General features: G+C 44.0%; 16 protein-coding genes. 7 read left to right on the top strand and 9 right to left on the bottom strand.

Annotated features, from left to right (window positions below; translation table 11 throughout):
• Positions 1-30: 30 nt before the first annotated feature.
• From msbA to kdsB, 4 genes are read left to right on the top strand one after another with little or no spacing between them, the layout of a single operon-like run.
• Positions 31-1,779: a lipid A ABC transporter ATP-binding protein/permease MsbA gene (gene msbA, locus ACYJZR_RS10610; protein WP_017448251.1), complete on the top strand. Its 1,749-nt coding sequence runs from the start codon at positions 31-33 to the stop codon at positions 1,777-1,779.
• Positions 1,780-1,784: 5 nt separating this feature from the next.
• The gene (gene lpxK / locus ACYJZR_RS10605; protein ID WP_406964760.1) at positions 1,785-2,792 is read left to right on the top strand and encodes a tetraacyldisaccharide 4'-kinase; all 1,008 of its coding nucleotides are present in this window, start codon (positions 1,785-1,787) and stop codon (positions 2,790-2,792) included.
• The gene (locus ACYJZR_RS10600) at positions 2,773-2,952 is read left to right on the top strand and encodes a Trm112 family protein (protein WP_023585387.1); all 180 of its coding nucleotides are present in this window, start codon (positions 2,773-2,775) and stop codon (positions 2,950-2,952) included. Before lpxK ends, ACYJZR_RS10600 begins: the two co-directional genes overlap by 20 nt.
• Positions 2,952-3,707, top strand: a complete 756-nt coding sequence (gene kdsB / locus ACYJZR_RS10595; protein WP_005456221.1) for a 3-deoxy-manno-octulosonate cytidylyltransferase — start codon at positions 2,952-2,954, stop codon at positions 3,705-3,707. The genes ACYJZR_RS10600 and kdsB overlap by 1 nt, the downstream gene beginning before the upstream one ends.
• 77 nt (positions 3,708-3,784) lie before the next feature.
• On the opposite strand, the gene ACYJZR_RS10590 is transcribed toward kdsB, so the two are convergent.
• The 9 genes from ACYJZR_RS10590 to ACYJZR_RS10550 all read right to left on the bottom strand — a co-directional run bounded on the left by ACYJZR_RS10590 (position 3,785) and on the right by ACYJZR_RS10550 (position 16,730).
• On the bottom strand, positions 3,785-5,344 hold the full coding sequence (locus tag ACYJZR_RS10590; RefSeq protein ID WP_140099836.1) for a SpoVR family protein: 1,560 nt from the start codon (positions 5,342-5,344) through the stop codon (positions 3,785-3,787).
• Between the two features lie 11 nt (positions 5,345-5,355).
• On the bottom strand, positions 5,356-6,627 hold the full coding sequence (locus tag ACYJZR_RS10585; RefSeq protein WP_005481863.1) for a YeaH/YhbH family protein: 1,272 nt from the start codon (positions 6,625-6,627) through the stop codon (positions 5,356-5,358).
• A gap of 47 nt (positions 6,628-6,674) precedes the next feature.
• Positions 6,675-8,609, bottom strand: a complete 1,935-nt coding sequence (locus ACYJZR_RS10580) for a PrkA family serine protein kinase (RefSeq protein ID WP_005456210.1) — start codon at positions 8,607-8,609, stop codon at positions 6,675-6,677.
• A 489-nt stretch (positions 8,610-9,098) separates the two neighbouring features.
• A complete protein-coding gene (locus ACYJZR_RS10575; RefSeq protein ID WP_005456271.1) occupies positions 9,099-9,599 on the bottom strand; it encodes a YfbU family protein in 501 nt (166 codons plus the stop codon).
• Positions 9,600-9,753: 154 nt separating this feature from the next.
• Positions 9,754-10,422, bottom strand: a complete 669-nt coding sequence (locus ACYJZR_RS10570) for an energy-coupling factor ABC transporter permease (protein WP_406964766.1) — start codon at positions 10,420-10,422, stop codon at positions 9,754-9,756.
• A gap of 160 nt (positions 10,423-10,582) precedes the next feature.
• Complete coding sequence (pflA, locus tag ACYJZR_RS10565) at positions 10,583-11,323, bottom strand: pyruvate formate lyase 1-activating protein (RefSeq protein ID WP_005456250.1); 741 nt, start codon at positions 11,321-11,323, stop codon at positions 10,583-10,585.
• A 146-nt stretch (positions 11,324-11,469) separates the two neighbouring features.
• The gene (locus tag ACYJZR_RS10560; RefSeq protein WP_005481800.1) at positions 11,470-12,447 is read right to left on the bottom strand and encodes a lipid A deacylase LpxR family protein; all 978 of its coding nucleotides are present in this window, start codon (positions 12,445-12,447) and stop codon (positions 11,470-11,472) included.
• A gap of 152 nt (positions 12,448-12,599) precedes the next feature.
• A complete protein-coding gene (gene pflB / locus ACYJZR_RS10555; RefSeq protein WP_005456189.1) occupies positions 12,600-14,876 on the bottom strand; it encodes a formate C-acetyltransferase in 2,277 nt (758 codons plus the stop codon).
• Between the two features lie 306 nt (positions 14,877-15,182).
• A complete protein-coding gene (locus ACYJZR_RS10550) occupies positions 15,183-16,730 on the bottom strand; it encodes a DUF3360 family protein (RefSeq protein WP_005456280.1) in 1,548 nt (515 codons plus the stop codon).
• Positions 16,731-17,186: 456 nt separating this feature from the next.
• Between ACYJZR_RS10550 and ACYJZR_RS10545 the strand changes: the two genes are divergently transcribed.
• The 3 genes from ACYJZR_RS10545 (at position 17,187) to ACYJZR_RS10535 (ending at position 20,520) form a co-directional block, all read left to right on the top strand.
• Positions 17,187-18,653, top strand: coding sequence for a hypothetical protein (locus ACYJZR_RS10545; RefSeq protein WP_031855594.1), 1,467 nt, complete (start codon positions 17,187-17,189; stop codon positions 18,651-18,653).
• Positions 18,654-18,895: 242 nt separating this feature from the next.
• A complete protein-coding gene (locus ACYJZR_RS10540; protein WP_005456207.1) occupies positions 18,896-19,666 on the top strand; it encodes an ABC transporter ATP-binding protein in 771 nt (256 codons plus the stop codon).
• 83 nt (positions 19,667-19,749) lie between these two features.
• Positions 19,750-20,520 (top strand): ABC transporter substrate-binding protein, encoded by a 771-nt coding sequence (locus ACYJZR_RS10535; RefSeq protein ID WP_029846076.1) that lies wholly within the window; start codon positions 19,750-19,752, stop codon positions 20,518-20,520.
• Positions 20,521-20,532: the final 12 nt, after the last annotated feature.

Below are 20,532 nucleotides of genomic sequence, written 5' to 3'. Positions count from 1 at the left end.
AGTCTTACTGTAAGAAAATAAAGCACTTCTATGTCGATAAATACTGATGAAACGACTTGGCAGACGTTTAAACGTCTTTGGCAATTTATCCGCCTTTACAAGTCTGGCCTTATCGTTGCCGTCATTGCATTAGTGATTAATGCTATCTCTGATACTTATATGATTTCCCTACTAAAACCACTTCTCGATGAAGGTTTTGGTAATGCGGATTCTGATTTTCTACGTACACTTCCTTTAATTATATTTGTCATGATGTTCATTCGTGGCACGAGTGGTTTTGTCTCCACTTATTGTTTGAGTTGGGTCTCTGGCAATGTGGTGATGCTAGTACGACGCATGGTGTTTAATCACTTTATGCACATGCCTGTATCGTACTTTGACAAAGAAAAAACGGGTAACTTGCTTTCTCGAATCACTTACGATTCAGAGCAAGTCTCTGCGGCGACGAGCCAAGCGTTAGTGAGCATCGTACGTGAGGGTGCAAGCATTATTGGTTTGCTTGTTCTGATGTTTTACAACAGCTGGCAGTTGTCATTAGTGCTGTTTGCTGTAGCGCCTGTGGTTGCTTGGGGTATTGGTGTCGTTTCTAAGCGATTCAGAAAAATCTCTAAGAACATGCAAACGATGATGGGTAATGTGACCGCATCGGCTGAGCAAATGTTAAAAGGGCACAAAGTCGTATTGAGCTACGGTGGTCAAGACATTGAACGTCAACGTTTTGATAAAGTCAGCAACCAAATGCGTCAACAAAGCATGAAGTTGGTAACGGCTCAGGCTGCGGCAAACCCTATCATTCAAATGATTGCATCATTTGCGATTGTAGCTGTTCTTTATCTGGCAAGCATTGATTCAATCAAAGAGCAGCTGACTCCGGGTACTTTTACCGTGGTCTTTTCTGCGATGTTTGGTTTGATGCGCCCACTTAAAGCACTGACAAACGTAACTTCTCAGTTCCAACGTGGTATGGCAGCAAGCCAAACTTTGTTTGCTCTGATCGATTTAGAACCAGAGAAAAACGAAGGTAAATACACGGTTGAGCGCGCGAAGGGTGATGTATCTGTGAAAGATGTCAGCTTCACGTATGCAGGTTCGGAAAAGCCGGCTTTAGAGCATGTCAGTTTTGATATTCCTCGAGGTAAAACGGTCGCTCTAGTGGGGCGTTCAGGTTCAGGTAAAAGTACCATTGCGAACTTGTTTAACCGTTTTTATGACGTGGACAGTGGCTCGATTACATTAGATGGCCGTGATATTCGTGACTACGAATTGAAGAACTTGCGCGAGCAGTTTGCGTTGGTTTCGCAAAACGTACATCTTTTCAATGACACCATAGCAAACAACATTGCTTACGCGACGGAAGATAAGTACCAGCGCAGCGATATTGAGCATGCAGCGAAGCTGGCTCACGCAATGGAATTCATCAATAAGATGGAAAATGGTTTAGATACCATGATCGGCGAAAACGGCGCGAGCTTATCTGGTGGTCAGCGCCAACGTGTAGCTATTGCTCGTGCGTTGCTGCGTGATGCGCCTGTACTGATTCTTGACGAAGCAACCTCTGCACTGGATACGGAATCTGAGCGTGCCATCCAAGCTGCATTAGATGAGCTGCAGAAAGATAAAACCGTGTTGGTGATTGCTCACCGCTTGTCAACGATCGAAAAAGCCGATGAGATTCTAGTCGTAGACGACGGTGCCATTATTGAACGAGGTAATCACGCAGACTTGATTGCTAAGAATGGCGCTTACGCTCAACTTCATCGCATCCAGTTTGGCGAATAGTTGCTGTGGTTGAAAAAATCTGGTTTGAAAATCATCCATTAAAATATCTGTTGTGGCCATTATTATGGCCACTCAGTGTGTTGTTTGGTGCAATCAGTAGAGCGAAGCGTCAACAGTTCCAAACTGGTCGCAAGCAAGCGTATCAAGCACCAGTACCCGTAGTGGTGGTCGGTAATATCACCGCTGGTGGCAATGGTAAGACGCCTGTTGTGGTTTGGCTGGTCGAGCAATTACAACATCTGGGGTATAAACCGGGAGTGGTGTCTCGAGGGTATGGTGCGAAGGCTCCGCAGTATCCGCTGGTGTTAAATGATGATACTCCTACTCAACATTGTGGTGATGAACCTAAACTCATCCACCGGCGCACCGGAGCACCTGTTGCAGTCGATCCTGTACGTGCAAACGCCGTGAAAGCGCTAGTAGAGTTAGACGTGGATATCATCATTACCGATGATGGTTTGCAGCATTATGCTCTAGAGCGTGATGTTGAACTTGTGATTGTTGATGGAAATCGTCGTTTTGGTAATGAGTGTTTGATTCCGCTTGGTCCATTGCGCGAAGGTGTTGAGCGACTTCAGGAAGTCGACTTTATCATCACCAATGGCGGTTTGGCCCATCAGGGTGAGATCTCGATGTCTCTAGCGCCATCAAAAGCGATCAACCTAAAGACCAAGCAGCAAGTTGATGTGAGTGAGTTAAAGGCGCTGGTGGCATTTGCCGGTATCGGGCATCCACCTCGGTTTTTTAATACACTAGAATCAATGCATGCGGATGTTAAAGTCATGAAAGGTTTTGCTGACCATCAAGACTTTGACCAAAAAGAACTTGAAGCATTGGCTCTGCAAGGGGCCAATGTGATTATGACAGAGAAAGATGCTGTCAAATGTTGCGACTACGCACAAGACAATTGGTGGTATCTGCCTGTATCTGCTCAATTTGAGCCTAAAGATGCAGAGCGAATTTTAAATCGAATAAAAGAGGTTAAAGCGACTTATGGATCACCGTCTGCTTGAGATTGTGGCTTGCCCAGTGTGTAAAGGTAAGCTGACTTACGATAAAGATAATCAAGAGTTGATCTGCAAATTGGATCGCCTTGCTTACCCTATCAAAGAGGGTATTCCTGTTCTGCTTGAGCCAGAAGCTCGCATCATGAGCATGGATGAGGGGCGTTAATGTCTTTTACGGTTGTTATACCGGCTCGTTACTCTTCGAGCCGTTTACCAGGTAAACCATTGGCTGATATTGGCGGTAAACCAATGGTGCAATGGGTTTACGAACAAGCAATGCAAGCTGGCGCTGATGACGTGATCATTGCTACTGACGATGAGCGAGTTTCTGCGGCGGTTGAGCAATTCGGTGGCAAAGTTTGTATGACTTCGCCAAATCACGAATCTGGTACAGAGCGTTTAGCGGAAGTGGTAGAGAAAATGGCCATTCCTGCTGACCACATTATTGTGAACGTTCAAGGTGATGAGCCTTTGGTACCACCAGTTATCATCCGCCAAGTCGCAGATAACTTAGCCGCTAGTGATGCGCCTATGGCTACGTTGGCGGTTGAAATTGAATCTGAAGATGAAGTCTTCAACCCAAATGCCGTAAAAGTCGTTGCTGATGAGCGTGGTTATGCCATGTACTTTAGCCGAGCAACAATTCCTTGGGATCGTGATAACTTCGCTAAGCAAGACAAAGCTATCGTTAATCCATTGATGCGTCACATCGGTATCTATGCATACCGCGCAGGTTTCATTAATACTTACGTAAACTGGGCGCCAAGTGCCCTAGAGCAAATTGAATGCCTAGAGCAATTACGAGTGCTTTGGTACGGCGAGAAAATCCACGTTGCAGTCGCTAAAGAAGCGCCAGCAGCAGGCGTTGATACGCCAGAAGATCTTGAAGCCGTTAGAGCTATTGTGGCGAAAAAAGCGTAACGATTCTACTTCTTGCAATTAATAAAAAGGCTCCTTTCATGGAGCCTTTGGCTTTAAGGGGATGAGTATATTTTTTACTAAATGTTTGAATCGTACTGATTGCGTTTTGGACAAGTAGCTAATGTTTCTCTGTGTCCCGTGTCTTTAACTTCTTCTAAGATTACGTCAAAGCCCCATAGGCGATAGACGTGTTTCAATACCTCATCATAACTTTCATCGAGTGGAATGCGGTTATGAGGGACGTACTGCAACGTGAGTGAACGGTCACCACGAACATCCACGTTAAACACCTGAATGTTAGGCTCTAAGTTTGATAGGTTGTACTGCGCTGCCAGAGTTTCTCGAATGCGTTTGTAGCCCATTTCATCATGTATGGCGGAGACTTCAATAAAGTTCTTCCTGTCATCATCGTTGATGGCGAACAGTTTGAAATCACGCATCAATTTCGGAGACAAATATTGGCTGATAAAGCTTTCATCTTTGAAATTATGCATAGCAAAATGCAAGGCATCTAACCAATCTGTTCCTGCTAGATCCGGGAACCACTCTTTATCCTCGTCAGTTGGCTCTTCACAAATACGCTTTATATCGCGGAACATCGCAAAGCCGAGAGCATAAGGGTTTATACCGCTAAAGTAAGGACTGTTGTAGGGTGGTTGAGCAACCACACTTGTGTGGCTATGCAAAAATTCAAGAATGAACTTTTCGGACACAATTCCTTCATCATACAAGTGGTTTAGAATCGTGTAGTGCCAGAACGTTGCCCATCCTTCATTCATAACCTGAGTTTGCTTTTGTGGATAAAAGTACTGGCTGATTTTTCGGACGATTCGAACAACCTCGCGTTGCCATGGTTCCAAGAGCGGCGCATGTTTCTCAAAGAAGTAGAGTAGGTTTTCTTGAGGTTCACTAGGGAAGCGCTCTTTAATGTCTTCTTCTTTAGTTTTGGCTCTTGGTACGGTTCGCCACAGTTCATTGACTTGAGATTGCAGATAAGCCTCGCGCTCCTCTTGGCGGGCCTTCTCTTCGGTAATCGAGATTTTCTCTGGTCGTTTGTAGCGGTCGACACCAAAGTTCATTAACGCATGGCAGGAGTCGAGAAGCTTTTCAACCTCTTGAACGCCATAGCGCTCCTCACATTCGGCAAGGTACTTTTTAGCAAAGAGTAAATAGTCGATGATAGAACTGGCGTCCGTCCACGTTTGGAACAGATAATTCCCCTTGAAGAAAGAGTTGTGGCCGTAGCACGCGTGTGCAATGACAAGCGCTTGCATGGTGACTGTGTTCTCTTCCATCAAATACGCAATACAAGGGTCGGAGTTAATCACAATCTCGTACGCAAGGCCCATCTGACCATGTTTGTAGTTCTGTTCTGTTTGAATGAACTTTTTACCAAATGACCAATGGTTGTAGTTGATAGGCATACCGATACTTGAGTACGCATCCATCATCTGCTCAGACGTGATCACTTCGATCTGATTTGGATAGGTGTCCAAACGATAGTGCTCCGCGACACGTTTTATTTCCTTGTGATAGCGTTCAAGCAATTCGAATGTCCAATCCGGTCCGTCAGGTAGCAACTTGCTGTTGCGCTTTTTAGGCGCCTCTCCAGAGAGTTTTTTTGTTGCGGTAGTCATCGCTAGCCTCCTTACGCCGTTTCTTTTTGGAATAGTTCTCGGAAGACTGGGAAGATATCCTCCACAGAGCGAATATTCTTCATAGCGAAGTTTGGAAACTCATCGGTGAGCTTCTCATACTCATGCCATAAGGTTTGATGTGAGCGACGCGTGATTTCTATATAAGAATAGTACTGACAATTTGGCAGCAACTTATTCACGAGTAAGTCTCGGCATCGTGGTGAGTCATCCGCCCAGTTATCCCCATCGGACGCTTGGGCTGCGTAGATGTTCCACTGACCAACCGGGTAACGCTCTTTGACGATTTCATCCATTAATTTCAAAGCGCTAGATACGATGGTGCCACCGGTTTCTTGCGAGTAGAAAAATTCGTGTTCATCGACTTCTTTGGCTTGCGTGTGGTGGCGAATAAACACAACGTCTACGTTTTCATAGGTACGAGTCAAGAACAGATACAACAGCACATAGAAGCGTTTTGCGATGTCTTTGGTCGCTTGATCCATAGAACCAGACACGTCCATCAGACAAAACATCACGGCTTGGCTAGAAGGGACTGGTCGTTTTTCGTAGTTTTTAAAACGTAAATCGAAAGTATCGATGAACGGCACATTTTCAATTTTCTTGCGCAGCTCTTCGATTTCTTTTTTCAGACGATTTTCTTCAAGTTGTTGTGCTGGCTCAATATTTTTGATGCGAGTCAACTCGTCTTCGAGCTCTTTAAGAAGTCGCTTTTTGCCAGCAGTCATGGCGGTTCGACGAGCTAACGATTGCTGCAATGAACGAATAACGGAAATATTGGAAGGGATCCCCGCAGTTTGGAAACCTGCTCGGTGAGTTTTCCATTCCGTAATTTTAGCGATTTGATTTTTTTCTAGATTCGGTAGCTCTAAGTCTTCAAAAAGAATATCCAGGTATTCATCTTTTGAAATTTGGAACACAAATTCATCTTGGCCTTCGCCATCTGGACTCGCATTACCTTCACCAGAGCCACTGCCTTGGCCTCCACCTTTTGGACGCTCGATTTTATCACCCGTAATAAACTGATCGTTACCAGGGTGCACGCGTTCACGCACGCCACCTTTCCCTTGATGGAAAATCGGCTCGTTAATGTCTTTGTGCGGTATTGAGACGTCTTCGCCCGTTTCTGTATTCGTGATCGAGCGTCGATTCACTGCGTCAGCTACCGACTCTTTGATCTGCTCTTTATGGCGCTTCAAGAAGCGCTGTCTGTTAACAGCGCTCTTGTTCTTGCCATTGAGCCTGCGGTCTATAAATTGCGCCATGAAATAGCCCTCTTCATGTTTCACAAGCGACCTAACTCAACACTGGGTTAGGATGACTTACGTACTCGTAGGTACCACTCAGAAAGTAGGCGAACCTGTTTCTCGGTATAGCCTTTTTCCATCATGCGAGCGACAAAGTCGTCGTGTTTCTTCTGATCTTCAGAAGAGGTTTTCGCATTAAACGAGATAACCGGAAGAAGCTCTTCGGTATTGGAGAACATTTTCTTCTCGATTACCGTGCGCAGTTTTTCGTAGCTGGTCCAAACTGGGTTTTGACCATTGTTATTGGCTTTCGCACGAAGCACAAAGTTTACGATTTCATTTCGGAAATCTTTCGGGTTGGATATACCAGCAGTTTTCTCAATTTTCTCTAGTTCCGCATTGAGAGATGCGCGGTCAAATAGCTGACCCGTTTCTGGATCACGGTATTCTTGGTCCTGAATCCAGAAGTCTGCGTAGGTAACATAACGGTCGAAGATGTTTTGGCCGTATTCAGAGTAAGATTCTAGGTATGCGGTTTGAATCTCTTTACCGATAAACTCAACGTAACGAGGAACGAGGTACCCTTTCAAAAACTCAAGATATTTTTCTGCGGTTTCTGAAGGGAACTGTTCGCGCTCTACTTGTTGTTCAATTACATAGAACAGGTGAACTGGGTTTGCTGCCACTTCGGTTTGGTCAAAGTTGAATACGCGAGACAAAATCTTAAATGCAAAACGTGTAGATAGGCCGTTCATACCTTCATCGACGCCTGCGTAATCTCGATATTCTTGGTAGCTTTTCGCTTTAGGATCGGTATCTTTTAGCGTCTCGCCGTCGTACACGCGCATTTTCGAGAAAATAGACGAGTTTTCAGGCTCTTTCAGACGAGAAAGAATGCTGAACTGCGCCAATGTTTCTAATGTGCTTGGTGAGCAAGGGGCTTGAGACAATTCACTGTTTTCAAGCAGTTTTTGATAGATTTTAACTTCTTCCGATACGCGTAAACAGTACGGTACTTTTACGATGTATACACGGTCTAGGAAGGCTTCGTTATTTTTGTTGTTGCGGAAGGTTTGCCACTCAGATTCGTTAGAGTGAGCTAAAATCATGCCGTCGAATGGAATCGCAGAAAGGCCTTCCGTCCCGTTAAAGTTGCCTTCTTGTGTTGCGGTTAGTAATGGGTGCAATACTTTAATTGGCGCTTTGAACATCTCGACGAATTCCATCAAGCCTTGGTTTGCTTTACACAGCGCGCCAGAGTAGCTGTACGCATCTGGGTCGTCTTGAGAGTAGTGTTCGAGTTTACGGATATCCACTTTACCGACGAGTGATGAAATATCTTGGTTGTTCTCATCACCAGGTTCGGTTTTCGCAATACCGATTTGGTCAAGGATAGATGGACGAACTTTCATCACTTTAAACTTGGTGATGTCGCCGCCAAATTCGTGAAGGCGTTTTGCTGCCCAAGGCGACATGATTGAGCGAAGATAGCGCTGCTCAATACCGTAGTCCGTTTTCAGAATCTCGCCATCTTCGGTCGCTTTGAATAAACAGAATGGGTGGTCGTTCACTGGGCTGCGTTCGCCATTAGCGCTCAATACGTAAATAGGCATCGCTTCCATAAGCGATTTTAGTTTTTCAGCAAGTGAGGACTTACCGCCACCAACAGGGCCTAATAGATAGAGGATCTGTTTGCGTTCTTCTAATCCTTGTGCCGCATGTTTGAGGTAAGAAACAATTTGTTCAATCGCATCTTCCATACCATAAAAGTCTTTGAATGTTTCATAGCGAGAGATAACGCGGTTGGAGAAGATGCGGCTCAAACGTGGGTCTTTAGCTGTATCTATTATCTCTGGCTCGCCGATTGCCATCAGTAGGCGTTCTGCTGCATTAGCATAAGCACTTTTGTCATCCTTACACAGGGCTAGAAACTCCTGTAACGACATCTCTTCATCTTTTGCAGCTTCATATCTGGATTGATAGTGGTCGAAAATACTCATGTCGCTTTCCCCTTTAATAGTCAGTCTACCGACGAACGTTGGTGCAGGCTGTTCCACGTTTTGCTGTGCTCTTAGTTGCCTGAATGTCGACGTCCTGTTATCTCATTTGGTTTGTACGAAATGTATGACCAGTAACACCAAAGACTTTGCTTTATGGACAGTTTTTTCATCACAACGGTGAGCAGTGGATGTGTACTTTTCAGTCACAGCCTTTCTCTACTTAAGCCTAGTCGGGGATTTGCAATTTTGCTTAACAATTATGAATTTATTGTAAAAGTGACATTTGAATCACTCTTTAGATGAGGATGAATTTATGTTGCGAATAGGGCGGAGATAAATCAAATATTTGGTGAAAAATACAGAATTTCAGTGATTCGTTATTCCACATTGCACAAGATAAGCAGAAGGATACGGTAGTGAAGAATGGAAGTTGTGACAGGAAAATAAAAAAAGGAGAGCGAATGCTCTCCTAATCAAAGACTTGCTAGCTTATGCACTAAAAATTTGTGCAAGCTCGTTTTCACACAAGTGATATTGACGAGGGCAGTTACGCCAAGTTTGCAGCATGCGACGGTATTTATCTAGCATTGGCATTTGGCTATTAAAGTGGTGATCTGCCTTGTCGAATTGTGGGTAAAGACCTTCAGAATCAACAAGGAAGCGGACGTAATGCACTTGCTGCGCTTCTGTTGCGATATCGAAACCTAAGAACTGTAAGCGACGTTGGTCTACTTTGCTACGCTCTTCCGCATCTAACATATTGTTAGATTCTTGCATCGCGTGATACATCTCCATAATGTCGATGATTTCACGGCATTCTGCTTCTGAAAGGCAACCGAAATCTTTGTTCAGTTCGCGCATTTGAAGCTCATAGCCGCGTTCAACGATCGTCTGTAGGCGTTTGTATTTAGCCGCATTATTCGGATCAAGCTGAGACATTAGGTTGTATTGGTTTGATAGGATCAAACGTTGAGCGTTTGACATTTCCATGATGACCTCACTAAATAATCTAATACATTTTTAATGTGCTTAGGTTAACGCTTCAGACAAGGGTGAAACATGATCTCAACACATATTTAATATGAAAAAATGGCAAGAATTGTCGAATTCAGCCACGGCGTGATACACGATATAAGAAGAATATCTACTTTTTGTGATAGTGGTTGTATATGTAATCTCGGTCCGAAAACACTCTTAACCACTCTGGCTTAAAGACGGTTAATACTGCCAGTGACATCCCGTTAAGTAACCCTTCGGGGAACGCAAGCAATGGGACAAAAATAAAGTAGTTGTGTTGAATGGTTTCCCAATCGTAGTGGCCAACCAACAAGTGATAAAACGAGTTAAATACTAAGTGTAAGCTGCCTGTGAGTGCGCCATTAAAAAAGCCAGCGACAAAAATAAACACAAAGATGTTGCGGGGTAAATAATGGTAACTAAGCAAAAAGACTAAGTAGCTGATTAATATTGGCATGAGTGCCGATAGCACAAGAGAGCTCGGGAGCAAGATAAACGAAACATCGTGTATCCAGTGGTAGGCGATCATAGCAGGAATGCTGAGCAAAAAAGCCATTCGCCAACCGTACATCATGGTTAGTGTCGTTAACGCGAGAAAGTGTATTTGTAACCCTTCTTTTACTCCTGCTTGAGCAGACCAAAGAACCGTAATGAGGAAGAAAGAGGCAAGCACGATATGTTGAAATGCTTTCTCTTGTTCAAGTTTAGGCCAAACTACTTTTCTCCAATCGGGTATGCAAAAAGCAACGACAACCCAAGTGACGATGATGAGTGAGCCTACGTTAAACCAGTCCATGAACTCTTTTCCTAAAATGCGTTTGTTACTTTTACGTTAATCCTTTTGTTGGGGCGCTATTTTACACGCCTTGGTGATTTATATAAGGAATTTGCCAGTGTTACATACAAAAATGCCAGCTAAATGCTGGCATTTCTAGAACGTTAAGGTTCTTATTTGCTTAGTATTTCACGTTAGAGTGGTACTGAGACAAGATGGATTGAATTTCATCCATTGTCTCTTTTGAAGGAGGATTCACGCCTTCAAGAGGGTACTCTAAACCAAGAGCTTCCCATTTATGTGCACCGAGTTTGTGGTATGGGAGCAGTTCAACTTTCTCGATGTTGTCCATATCTTTAATGAATTCACCCAGCATGTGCGCCGCTTCTGGATCATCGGTGTAACCCGGCACAACTACGTAGCGGATCCATGTTTTTTGACCAATTTTGTGCAAGTAACGAGCAAAGTCTAACGTACGTCGATTCGACACACCGATAAAGTCTTGGTGAATTTCATCTTTCATATGTTTGATATCTAGCATCACCAAATCAGTCGCGTCCAATACTTCGTCGATCACTTCTGTGTGTTTACGAATGTAGCCATTGGTATCTAGACATGTGTGGATGCCTTCTGCGTGAGCCGCACGAAAAAAGTCGCGAACAAATTCTGGTTGAAGCATGGCTTCGCCACCAGAACAAGTGATACCACCACCTGATGCATTCATGAAATGACGGTAGCTTTTCGCTTCGGCAATGATTTCTTCAACAGTAACTTCTTTACCATCATGCGTGTCCCAAGTATCGCGGTTATGGCAATACTTACAGCGCATTAAACAACCTTGCAAGAAGACGATAAAACGAATACCAGGTCCGTCTACGGTACCGCATGATTCAAATGAGTGAATACGACCAGTTGTTGACATCTTTTGCTCTCATTACTAATAAATTCTTGCTGTTATTTTATTACAAAAAGCAGGGTTAAAACAGCCTTGTGGGTGGCTAAGGCAGCGTAATGTGACCAAAGAAAACGGCCAATGACGCGTTCATTGGCCGGAGAGATAAATACTATTTAAAAGAAAGCAAAGACTGAGAAAGAACCAGTACCGTAAACGTCAGTTTGTGATTCTTCGTAATCAGGTGTTTTCACCGTAAAGGTTAGGCTCGCGCCGTAATTCTGGTTATACCAAGTTGCACCTGCAACGGCACTTGCTTGCCAGTTTTCTAGAGTCACATCATAGGGTTCTGATGAGCCTGGAATACCTGAGCGATCGCCTTCAATGGTGATATCGTTGAAACGGTATCGACCTTCAAATCCTGTAAAGACAAACCAACTGGAGGTATTTTTCGCAAGCATACTGGCAGAGAAAGGGCTTTCTACACTGATGTTTGCTGCGCCAATACTGTTGGCTAGATTCGTGCCCCAGCGGAACATGACACCTTGTGATACATCGCTGCGGAAGTTACCTGCGTTAATGTCATTCACATTAGTGATTTCCCATTGCGTCTTCTGGCCCTCACTGCGCATGAGTTTATTGAAAGCTCGGTAACCAACGCTAAAGGCAATTTCATCGTCAATTTGGTAATCCCAGCCTTGAGGATCGGTTGAACCAGTGATGCCGTGAACAATTTCCTGCGCTTTTTCTGATAGAGAACTTTCACCTGTGGCACCAATGGTGAAGTTATAGCGAACGGCTTGATCGGCGGTTAGAGATAGGTAGTTGATTTCAGTGTGTAGGTAACCAGCGTATGGACGGTCATTGGCAAGAGGGTAGTCTGCTTCAATATCACTTGGAGTCCACATCTTGTGGCCAAGTACTACCTCGATCTTATCGACATTGGATTGATCTGCATTTTCTAAGCTGAACCATTTCCATTCGCTTTCTTTTTTTAGCTTCTCGGTTGCGTAAGAGAAGAATATACCGTTGGTGTAATCTTGGTCGACACCAAAAATGCCATCATTATCAAGGGTAAAGGATACTGTGGATTTGGTGGATGCCAGAGCAACTGGCGATAAAAGGGTAAGGAAAATTAATTTACTGAGTTTCATATACTGCATTTACTAACTTTTTTTGCATCATACGTAAGAATTCAATCAAAATCTTCCGCAATGTCACAACTTTAGTTCAAGAAACAAAAAAAGGCTGATGCTTTGCAGCATCAGCCTTTGTTGTATCACTAAAACGTTATTTCGCTATAGTCTTATAGAGACTCAGTGAATGTACGTGCGATTACGTCAGCTTGTTGCTCTGCAGTTAGAGAGTTGAAGCGAACCGCGTAACCAGATACACGAATTGTTAGCTGAGGGTATTTCTCTGGGTGCTTAACTGCGTCTTCTAGAGTTTCGCGGTTAAGAACGTTCACGTTTAGGTGTTGACCACCTTCGATACCAGCTTCGTGGTGGAAGTAACCATCCATCAGACCAGCAAGGTTAGCGCGTTGTGAACCCTCATCTTTACCTAGTGCGTTAGGTACGATAGAGAATGTGTAAGAGATACCATCTTGTGCGTCAGCAAACGGCAGTTTAGCAACTGAAGTTAGTGATGCTACAGCACCTTTCTCATCGCGACCGTGCATTGGGTTTGCACCTGGAGCAAATGGAGCACCAGCACGACGACCGTCAGGTGTGTTACCAGTTTTCTTACCGTATACCACGTTTGAAGTGATAGTAAGAATTGACTGAGTAGGGATTGCATCACGGTAAGTCTTAAGCTTACGGATTTTGCCCATAAATACAGAAACAAGTTCACATGCGATGTCATCAACGCGTGGGTCGTTGTTACCAAATTTAGGGTAATCGCCTTCGATTTCGAAGTCGATTGCTAGACCGTCTTCATCACGGATAGGTTTAACAGTTGCGTATTTAATTGCAGACAGAGAGTCAGCAGCAACAGATAGACCAGCAATACCACAAGCCATAGTACGTTTAACGTCACGGTCATGCAGAGCCATTAGTGCAGCTTCGTAGCTGTACTTGTCGTGCATGAAGTGGATTGCGTTTAGTGCAGTCACGTACTGCTTCGCTAGCCAATCCATGAAGTGGTCCATTTTTTCCCACAACTCGTCATAGCTTAGTACGTCGCCTTCGATCTTAGGCATTTTCGGACCAACTTGGATTTTTAGCTTCTCATCCACACCACCGTTGATGGTGTAAAGCATAGTTTTCGCAAGGTTAGCACGAGCGCCGAAGAACTGCATTTGCTTACCAACAACCATTGGAGATACACAACATGCGATTGCGTAGTCGTCAGAGTTCATGTCTGGACGCATTAGGTCGTCGTTTTCGTACTGGATTGAAGAAGTGTCGATAGATACTTTCGCACAGAACTTCTTGAAGCCTTCAGGTAGTTGCTCAGACCAAAGTACAGTGATGTTTGGCTCTGGAGAAGGACCCATTGTGTATAGTGAGTTTAGGAAACGGAAGTTAGTACGAGTAACTAGCGTACGACCGTCAAGACCCATACCACCCATAGACTCAGTTGCCCAGATTGGGTCGCCAGAGAATAGATCATCGTACTCAGGAGTACGTAGGAAACGAACCATACGTAGTTTCATTACGAAGTGGTCGATCATTTCCTGAGCTTGTTCTTCAGTAAGCTTACCAGCAGCGATATCACGCTCGATGAACACGTCTAGGAACGTAGAAGTACGACCTAGAGACATTGCAGCACCGTTTTGAGACTTAACAGCTGCTAGGTAGCCGAAGTAAGTCCATTGGATAGCTTCTTGTGCAGTTTCAGCAGGGCGAGAGATGTCACAACCGTATTTCGCAGCCATAACTTTCATTTGGCCAAGTGCACGGTGTTGCTCAGCGATCTCTTCGCGAAGCTGCATAGTCATTTGAAGATCTTCACCGTTCTCAAAACGCTCTTGTAGAGATTTGAATTGAGCCAGTTTGTCCTTCATTAGGAAGTCGATACCGTATAGAGCAACACGGCGGTAGTCGCCGATGATACGGCCACGACCGTAAGCATCTGGAAGACCAGTTAGAACACCAGATTTACGACAAGCTAGGATTTCTGGAGTGTAGATGTCGAAAACACCAGCGTTGTGAGTTTTACGGTATTCTGTAAAGATTTTTTTAACTTGTGGGTCTAGTTCGCGATCGTATGCTTTGCACGAACCTTCAACCATGCGGATACCACCGTTAGGGATGATAGCGCGTTTTAGAGGAGCGTCAGTTTGAAGACCAACGATAGTCTCAAGATCTTTCTCGATGTAGCCTGCATCGTGAGCAGTGATGGTAGAGATGATAGAAGTATCGAAATCAACAGGAGCGTGAGTTGAGTTCTCTTGCTTGATACCTTCCATTACCTTAGCCCAAAGCTTGTTAGTTGCTTCAGTACCTTCAGAAACTAGGAAAGATTCGTCGCCTTCGTACGGAGTGTAGTTCTTTTGAATGAAATCACGAACGTTTACTTCGTTTTGCCAGTCACCTGCAACAAAACCTTCCCAAGCTTTAGCAAATTGCTCTGCCATGACATACCTACCTTTTTAGTAGAAAAAAATTACGTACTGCTTCGCCGTTGAGCCAGCTATCCCCAAAATCTGAGGGGGAACAGTACACTCTTTTGAATAACAATATTTATAGTCTTAAATTTAAAAAATTGGGTCACAAAACTATAAATATTGTCACTATCTTTAATGACACTCTTTTTAAGAGACAACTAGAGGTTAAACTAAAATTTTTTTGCAAACCTTAAACTAAATCAATAAATCCTCAAAAATCTCGATAAAAATGGGGTAGCGACAAGCGCTACCCACACGTTTTTTGAACAATCAGCCTTACAGCCAAGCTTTGATGCCATACTGGCCTTCTAGCATACCAACTGCAAGCATAGCGACCAAACAGATAACAAGTACACCCACTGGGATCACAATCTTGTCTACGAATGACAGGCGAGCTGCACGCTCTTTGTCACCAATTAGACCGTTGTTATCAAGTAGCATTGTTAATGCCCATGCTAGTACAGGGTTAACGACGGCAGAACCGAAAATACAGATCCCCGCTGCTTGAGAGTCTTTAGAGTCTTTCACCATTTGCATACCTGCTTCAAGTAGAGGTAGAGATACACCTACAAGAAGAGCGACACGCATTACTGGTGGCCATACTGCGATGTCCATTGGGAAGCCAAGGATCGCGATGATCATTACTAGAAGACCAAGAAGGATAGCACCGCCAGGAATTGGACGTTTTGCAATCGCTGCTGGGATCATGTAAGTACCCCAAGATGAAGTGATGTTACCACCACCTACCGCTGTACCTACCATCTGACGGATAGAACACATAGTCATTGTGTCATCAACGTCCATTAGTACTTTTTCGGTCTTTTTAGGGTAGTTAAGTTCTTGGAAAATACGATGACCTAAGAAGTCAGGAGACCACATTGCTACTGCTAGGATTGCAAAAGGCAGTGACGCGATGAAGTGTTCCATATTAGGAAGACCGAGCATCCAACCTTCTTCAGTGCTGCCCCACCAGTAAACAGGGTTTAGATTCGGTAGACCAGTTTCAGTGACGAATTTGATGTCAAAACCAGCACCTAGCACTAGAGCGATAATAAGGCCTGTGAAAGCACACACTGGAATCGCAAGCCAACGTTTGTTCACTTTTGCAAGGAAAGCGTATAGAGCGATAGTCACTGCAAGCACGATCAGACCCACGTAACCCATGCTGCCAGCTTCAACAGTTGAAGATTGTAGGCCAACTGCCCATTCTTGGATCGAGTTGATTTGGCTCATGGTCCCCGTCAAACCCAAGAAAATGAGCAAGCCACCAGCTGTACCCTCTGAGGTGAGGTTCACTAGTTTGGAACCGCCTTTCAAGAAGCTAAGTAGAAGACCGAATACACCAATAAGAATTGCCAATGCAAGAGGGTGAGCACCAGCGAGAGCGATGGTACCAATAAGAGGGATCATTGGACCGTGGTTACCTGCTAAGTTGGCTTTCGGGTTGATAAAGCCAGAAGCAAGCACACAGAAAAGTAGTGCAGGGATTAGCATTTCTACACGCGCAACTTCAATGGCAAAATCTTTGCCTAAGTTTACGTGGTCCCATGCTGCAGTAAGGCCTTCAGCCCAAGACATCATTACCGCAGAGTACATTGCGATAATGCCGATAGTACCAGCAAGTGCTGGAACAAGGTCTTCAAGCTCAAAGCGGAAGTCACGACCTGGCAAGTTTAAGCCGAAACGACGCGGCTTCATGATTTGTAGTTCGTGGTCTAGGTAGTCTGAACGGCTGGCGAACTCAGATGATGGACGATGAAGCTCACGGTAGCTTTTGGTCTCGATATCTGAATCAGAGTGCGCTTTGTTAACTGCGTCTGACATAGATTCCTCATATATTTAAAAGTTATGAATTATTCATTCAAGTGTGTTATTCCGCATCCTGCGGCACGTCCTATGCTAGCTATTATTAGATTTGTTACACGTCGACGTCGTGCCTAAGCATAGCTAATAACTTGTTGTGTTGAGGCACAAAAAATTCCTCATCTTTTGGCTGGAGTCTAGCAAGATAGCCATTTAGGGTGATTGATTTAGATCACTTTAAGAATAGATGTGAAATAAAACTACAGAAAGTGTCTGGTATGCGAATGAGATGGTTATTTAGTGTGTAATTTCATTACACAAGTTGCATAAAGTTAGAGTTTGTTGCCCTGCATCGCATGAGTCACCCTTAAATGGTCAATATTCACGATGTTTATATAAAGCTGGCTTTATTCTTGCTTTGTACCGAGCAACGACGATTTTTTGGCTAATCATTGCCGCTCAGTTTAGGAAGAAGACATGAAACAGCTTAAAGTACTGCCACTTGTGGCAATTATCTCAGGTTTAATGGTCGGTTGTGGCGGCGGTGGTGGTGGCGGCGGCGGCAGTTCCACACCGAGAACTACATTCACTTTTACTTTCGCAGCTCCAAATGTCATTAGTGAAACGAATGCACAAAAAGACAGCTGTACTATTTACGACCGTAGAGTAGATGGCAATGGCATCGAGCAGGTATTGACCTATCAACCAGCCGTAAGTGCACAGCTAACTGGAGGTAAGGTTGTCGGTTTCTATTCAGACAAGAATGGTGTCCGTCAAGGCGATTTTATTTACCCATCAGGCACTACTCTGAAATTTGTTCTAGAAGACATTCCTGAGGGTGGCTATTTTACTTATCAGTTGCTTGACGCTTCAGGAACAGTATTTACAGCAAACAGCTTCAGTCGAGATTTTTTAAAGGATAATAACCTTAGAAACTCAACGTTCTCGATGAATCGAGAAGCGGTGTCTACCTGTAATAAAAACGGCAACTTCAGGAAGGCTACCCGAACTGACCTCAAATATGAAGCAACGGAAGCAGGTGGCTTAGAGTACAACTTCATATCTCAAGTTGCGAAAGAGTCTAAACCTACCTATTCCATTGATTCTTTAGATGTAAGAGCAGTTGGTTCGAAGTTGGAGTCGACAGTAGTTCTGCAATATGCAGACACAGCGAAAACAGAACTGCATCAATATGGTATTCGTGACTGGTCAAGTGCATCACCATTGCCGTTGGTTGGAATGAATGGTTCCTCTCCAATCTTGAACCCAACATCCTTTAAATATGACTCTTTAGACATCAGTGTACTTGTTGGTGACTACAATTACGAAGTTGCAGAGCTTCCAATGTCAACGACGAAGTTTTACCACCCGCTTGAACCTAAAACAGAAACTTGGACTTACAGTGTTTCTGCGGAGAAACCTATCAATGGTTGGACGGTAGCGCTGAACCAAAAGATGTATCAGGACGCAAACTGGGATATCTCAATTGATCCAAGCACTTACTATAATCTAAATGCTTTACCTGCGTCGCACGTGGTGAGAGGTTCAACTATTGATACTGGTTTTGACTTCAATGAACAAGATAAAGGATTTAGTCGAGTTGCATATCGTGCAGAGTCTAACTCTGGAGCGCTACACCGAGTAACACACAAGATATTTACGGTCTTAGAGAGTGATATTGTTGTTCCGGAATTGTTCTACTACACATTCGATGACAATGTTAAACAGGATTTGAAAGTTTCTTCAACAAGTGACTACTCACAATCAGTTGTTGTGGAGTCCGCTGATGCAAACTTAAATAGCTACGACTTTGTTTCTCTTTTCTCTCATGGTGACGTGACTGACCTAAAAGTTGATTACGATGGTCTTGTGATAAGTGAAGTTGATTCTGAGAAGGTCAACACTAATGCGCAGAAATCTGATTTTATGGTATTGGTTAAGTAGTGTCTTAACACTTTTGTAAATTTATTTAGCCCCTCACTTGAGGGGCTTTTTTGTGGTCTATATTCACGAATAAAAGAATATGTTGCTATATATTGCATATTCATTTGTCTATCGTATCTATCTATTCGATTTATTTAGGTTAATAATTTGTTGCAACTTTCTAGGGGTGGTGCTAATTTGTTCCGAAATAGAGAGGGCGGAGTCCCTTAATTGCAGTGACAAAAACACAGGGAGTAGAGCGCATGAATGATGTACCAGCGCTAGATATAAAAGACCTGCACAAAACATTTGGACAGAATGAAGTCCTGAAAGGCATTTCACTTGCCGCTCACAAAGGGGATGTTATCTCCATCATTGGCTCTTCCGGTTCTGGCAAGAGTACTTTTCTTAGATGTATTAACTTACTAGAAACACCGACCGCTGGTGAAATTTGGGTAAACGGCGAGCTTATTCAAATGAAAAACAACCGCGCGGGTGAATCTGTACCTGCCAACGAAAAACAAGTTCAGCGTATTCGTTCGCGTTTAGCTATGGTTTTTCAGGGGTTTAACCTTTGGTCTCATCTTACCGTTCTTGAAAACGTCATCGAAGCACCTGTCCACGTTCTTGGTGTGCCGAAAGCTCAAGCAATTGAAAATGCAGAGTTGTTACTGAAAAAAGTCGGCCTTTACGAGCGTAAAGATTATTACCCAGGTCATTTATCTGGTGGTCAGCAACAGCGTGCTGCGATTGCTCGTGCCCTTGCCGTAGATCCAGAAGTTATGCTGTTTGACGAGCCTACCTCTGCGCTTGACCCTGAGCTTGTTGGGGAAGTGCTAGGGGTTATGAGAGATTTGGCAGATGAAGGGCGAACCATGTTAGTGGTGACGCATGAAATGGCGTTTGCTCGTGACGTCTCAAATCATGTGATGTTCTTGCATCAAGGCTTAGTGGAAGAACAGGGAGATCCAGCTAAGCTATTTACTAACCCGGATTCGCAACGATTACAGCAGTTTATCTCATCTATCTACTAATATTCATTAGGCGGCAGAGTTTTGCCTCCTAAGTAAGCACAACGAACAAAACCAAATAAAATAGCAATCACAGGAGTATGGAAATGAAAAAGTGGTTATTGGCAGCAACTCTTGCTGCAACGGCAGTGTCTGGTGTTGCTCAAGCGAAAGAATGGAAAACAGTTCGCTTTGGCATTGAAGGCGCATACCCTCCATTTAGCTGGACAGAAACCGATGGCTCTCTAAAAGGCTTTGATGTTGATATGGCCAATGCGCTGTGTGAAGAAATGCAAGTGAAGTGTCAGATCGTTGCACAAGATTGGGATGGCATTATTCCTTCTCTATTGGCTCGTAAATACGATGCGATCATCGCGGCAATGTCGATTACCGAAGAACGTAAGAAGAAAGTGGATTTCACGGGCAAATACGCACTGATCCCAAATAAGTTCATCGCTAAGAAAGATGCAAACCTAGACTTTGCTAATCTAGATGGCCAAAAAATCGCAGTTCAACGCGCGACCACTCACGATAAATACCTGACTGACAACTACGGTGACAAAGTTGAAATTGTACGTTACGGCTCTTTTGACGAAGCGTACCTAGACCTTGCGAACGGCCGTGTTGCTGCAGTTTTGGGCGATGCATCTGCTCTAGAGGAAGGTGTATTGAACAAAGCTGGTGGTGATGCGTACGAATTTGTTGGCCCATCTCTGACTGATGCGAAATGGTTCGGTGAAGGTTTCGGTATCGCTGTACGTAAACAAGATAAAGATCTAACGAAGAAACTTGATGCGGCAATCTTGTCACTGCGTGATAAAGGTATTTACCAAGAAATTGCTGGCAAGTACTTTAACTACGATGTTTACGGCGAATAAGCGGTAATTAAG

This window comes from Vibrio sp. RC2502, assembly GCF_054850435.1.
The sequence above is the reverse complement of the archived record's forward strand: the minus strand, read 5'-3'. Positions and strand labels throughout refer to the sequence as shown.

Excerpts from the sequence above, each read along its gene's own strand:
- msbA (WP_017448251.1), top strand. The coding sequence starts at position 31 with ATGTCGATAAATACTGATGAAACGACTTGGCAGACGTTTAAACGTCTT.
- ACYJZR_RS10600 (WP_023585387.1), top strand. The coding sequence starts at position 2,773 with ATGGATCACCGTCTGCTTGAGATTGTGGCTTGCCCAGTGTGTAAAGGT.
- kdsB (WP_005456221.1), top strand. The coding sequence starts at position 2,952 with ATGTCTTTTACGGTTGTTATACCGGCTCGTTACTCTTCGAGCCGTTTA.
- ACYJZR_RS10590 (WP_140099836.1), bottom strand. The coding sequence starts at position 5,344 with ATGACTACCGCAACAAAAAAACTCTCTGGAGAGGCGCCTAAAAAGCGC.
- ACYJZR_RS10585 (WP_005481863.1), bottom strand. The coding sequence starts at position 6,627 with ATGGCGCAATTTATAGACCGCAGGCTCAATGGCAAGAACAAGAGCGCT.
- ACYJZR_RS10580 (WP_005456210.1), bottom strand. The coding sequence starts at position 8,609 with ATGAGTATTTTCGACCACTATCAATCCAGATATGAAGCTGCAAAAGAT.
- ACYJZR_RS10575 (WP_005456271.1), bottom strand. The coding sequence starts at position 9,599 with ATGGAAATGTCAAACGCTCAACGTTTGATCCTATCAAACCAATACAAC.
- ACYJZR_RS10570 (WP_406964766.1), bottom strand. The coding sequence starts at position 10,422 with ATGGACTGGTTTAACGTAGGCTCACTCATCATCGTCACTTGGGTTGTC.
- pflA (WP_005456250.1), bottom strand. The coding sequence starts at position 11,323 with ATGTCAACAACTGGTCGTATTCACTCATTTGAATCATGCGGTACCGTA.
- ACYJZR_RS10560 (WP_005481800.1), bottom strand. The coding sequence starts at position 12,447 with ATGAAACTCAGTAAATTAATTTTCCTTACCCTTTTATCGCCAGTTGCT.
- pflB (WP_005456189.1), bottom strand. The coding sequence starts at position 14,876 with ATGGCAGAGCAATTTGCTAAAGCTTGGGAAGGTTTTGTTGCAGGTGAC.
- ACYJZR_RS10550 (WP_005456280.1), bottom strand. The coding sequence starts at position 16,730 with ATGTCAGACGCAGTTAACAAAGCGCACTCTGATTCAGATATCGAGACC.
- ACYJZR_RS10545 (WP_031855594.1), top strand. The coding sequence starts at position 17,187 with ATGAAACAGCTTAAAGTACTGCCACTTGTGGCAATTATCTCAGGTTTA.
- ACYJZR_RS10540 (WP_005456207.1), top strand. The coding sequence starts at position 18,896 with ATGAATGATGTACCAGCGCTAGATATAAAAGACCTGCACAAAACATTT.
- ACYJZR_RS10535 (WP_029846076.1), top strand. The coding sequence starts at position 19,750 with ATGAAAAAGTGGTTATTGGCAGCAACTCTTGCTGCAACGGCAGTGTCT.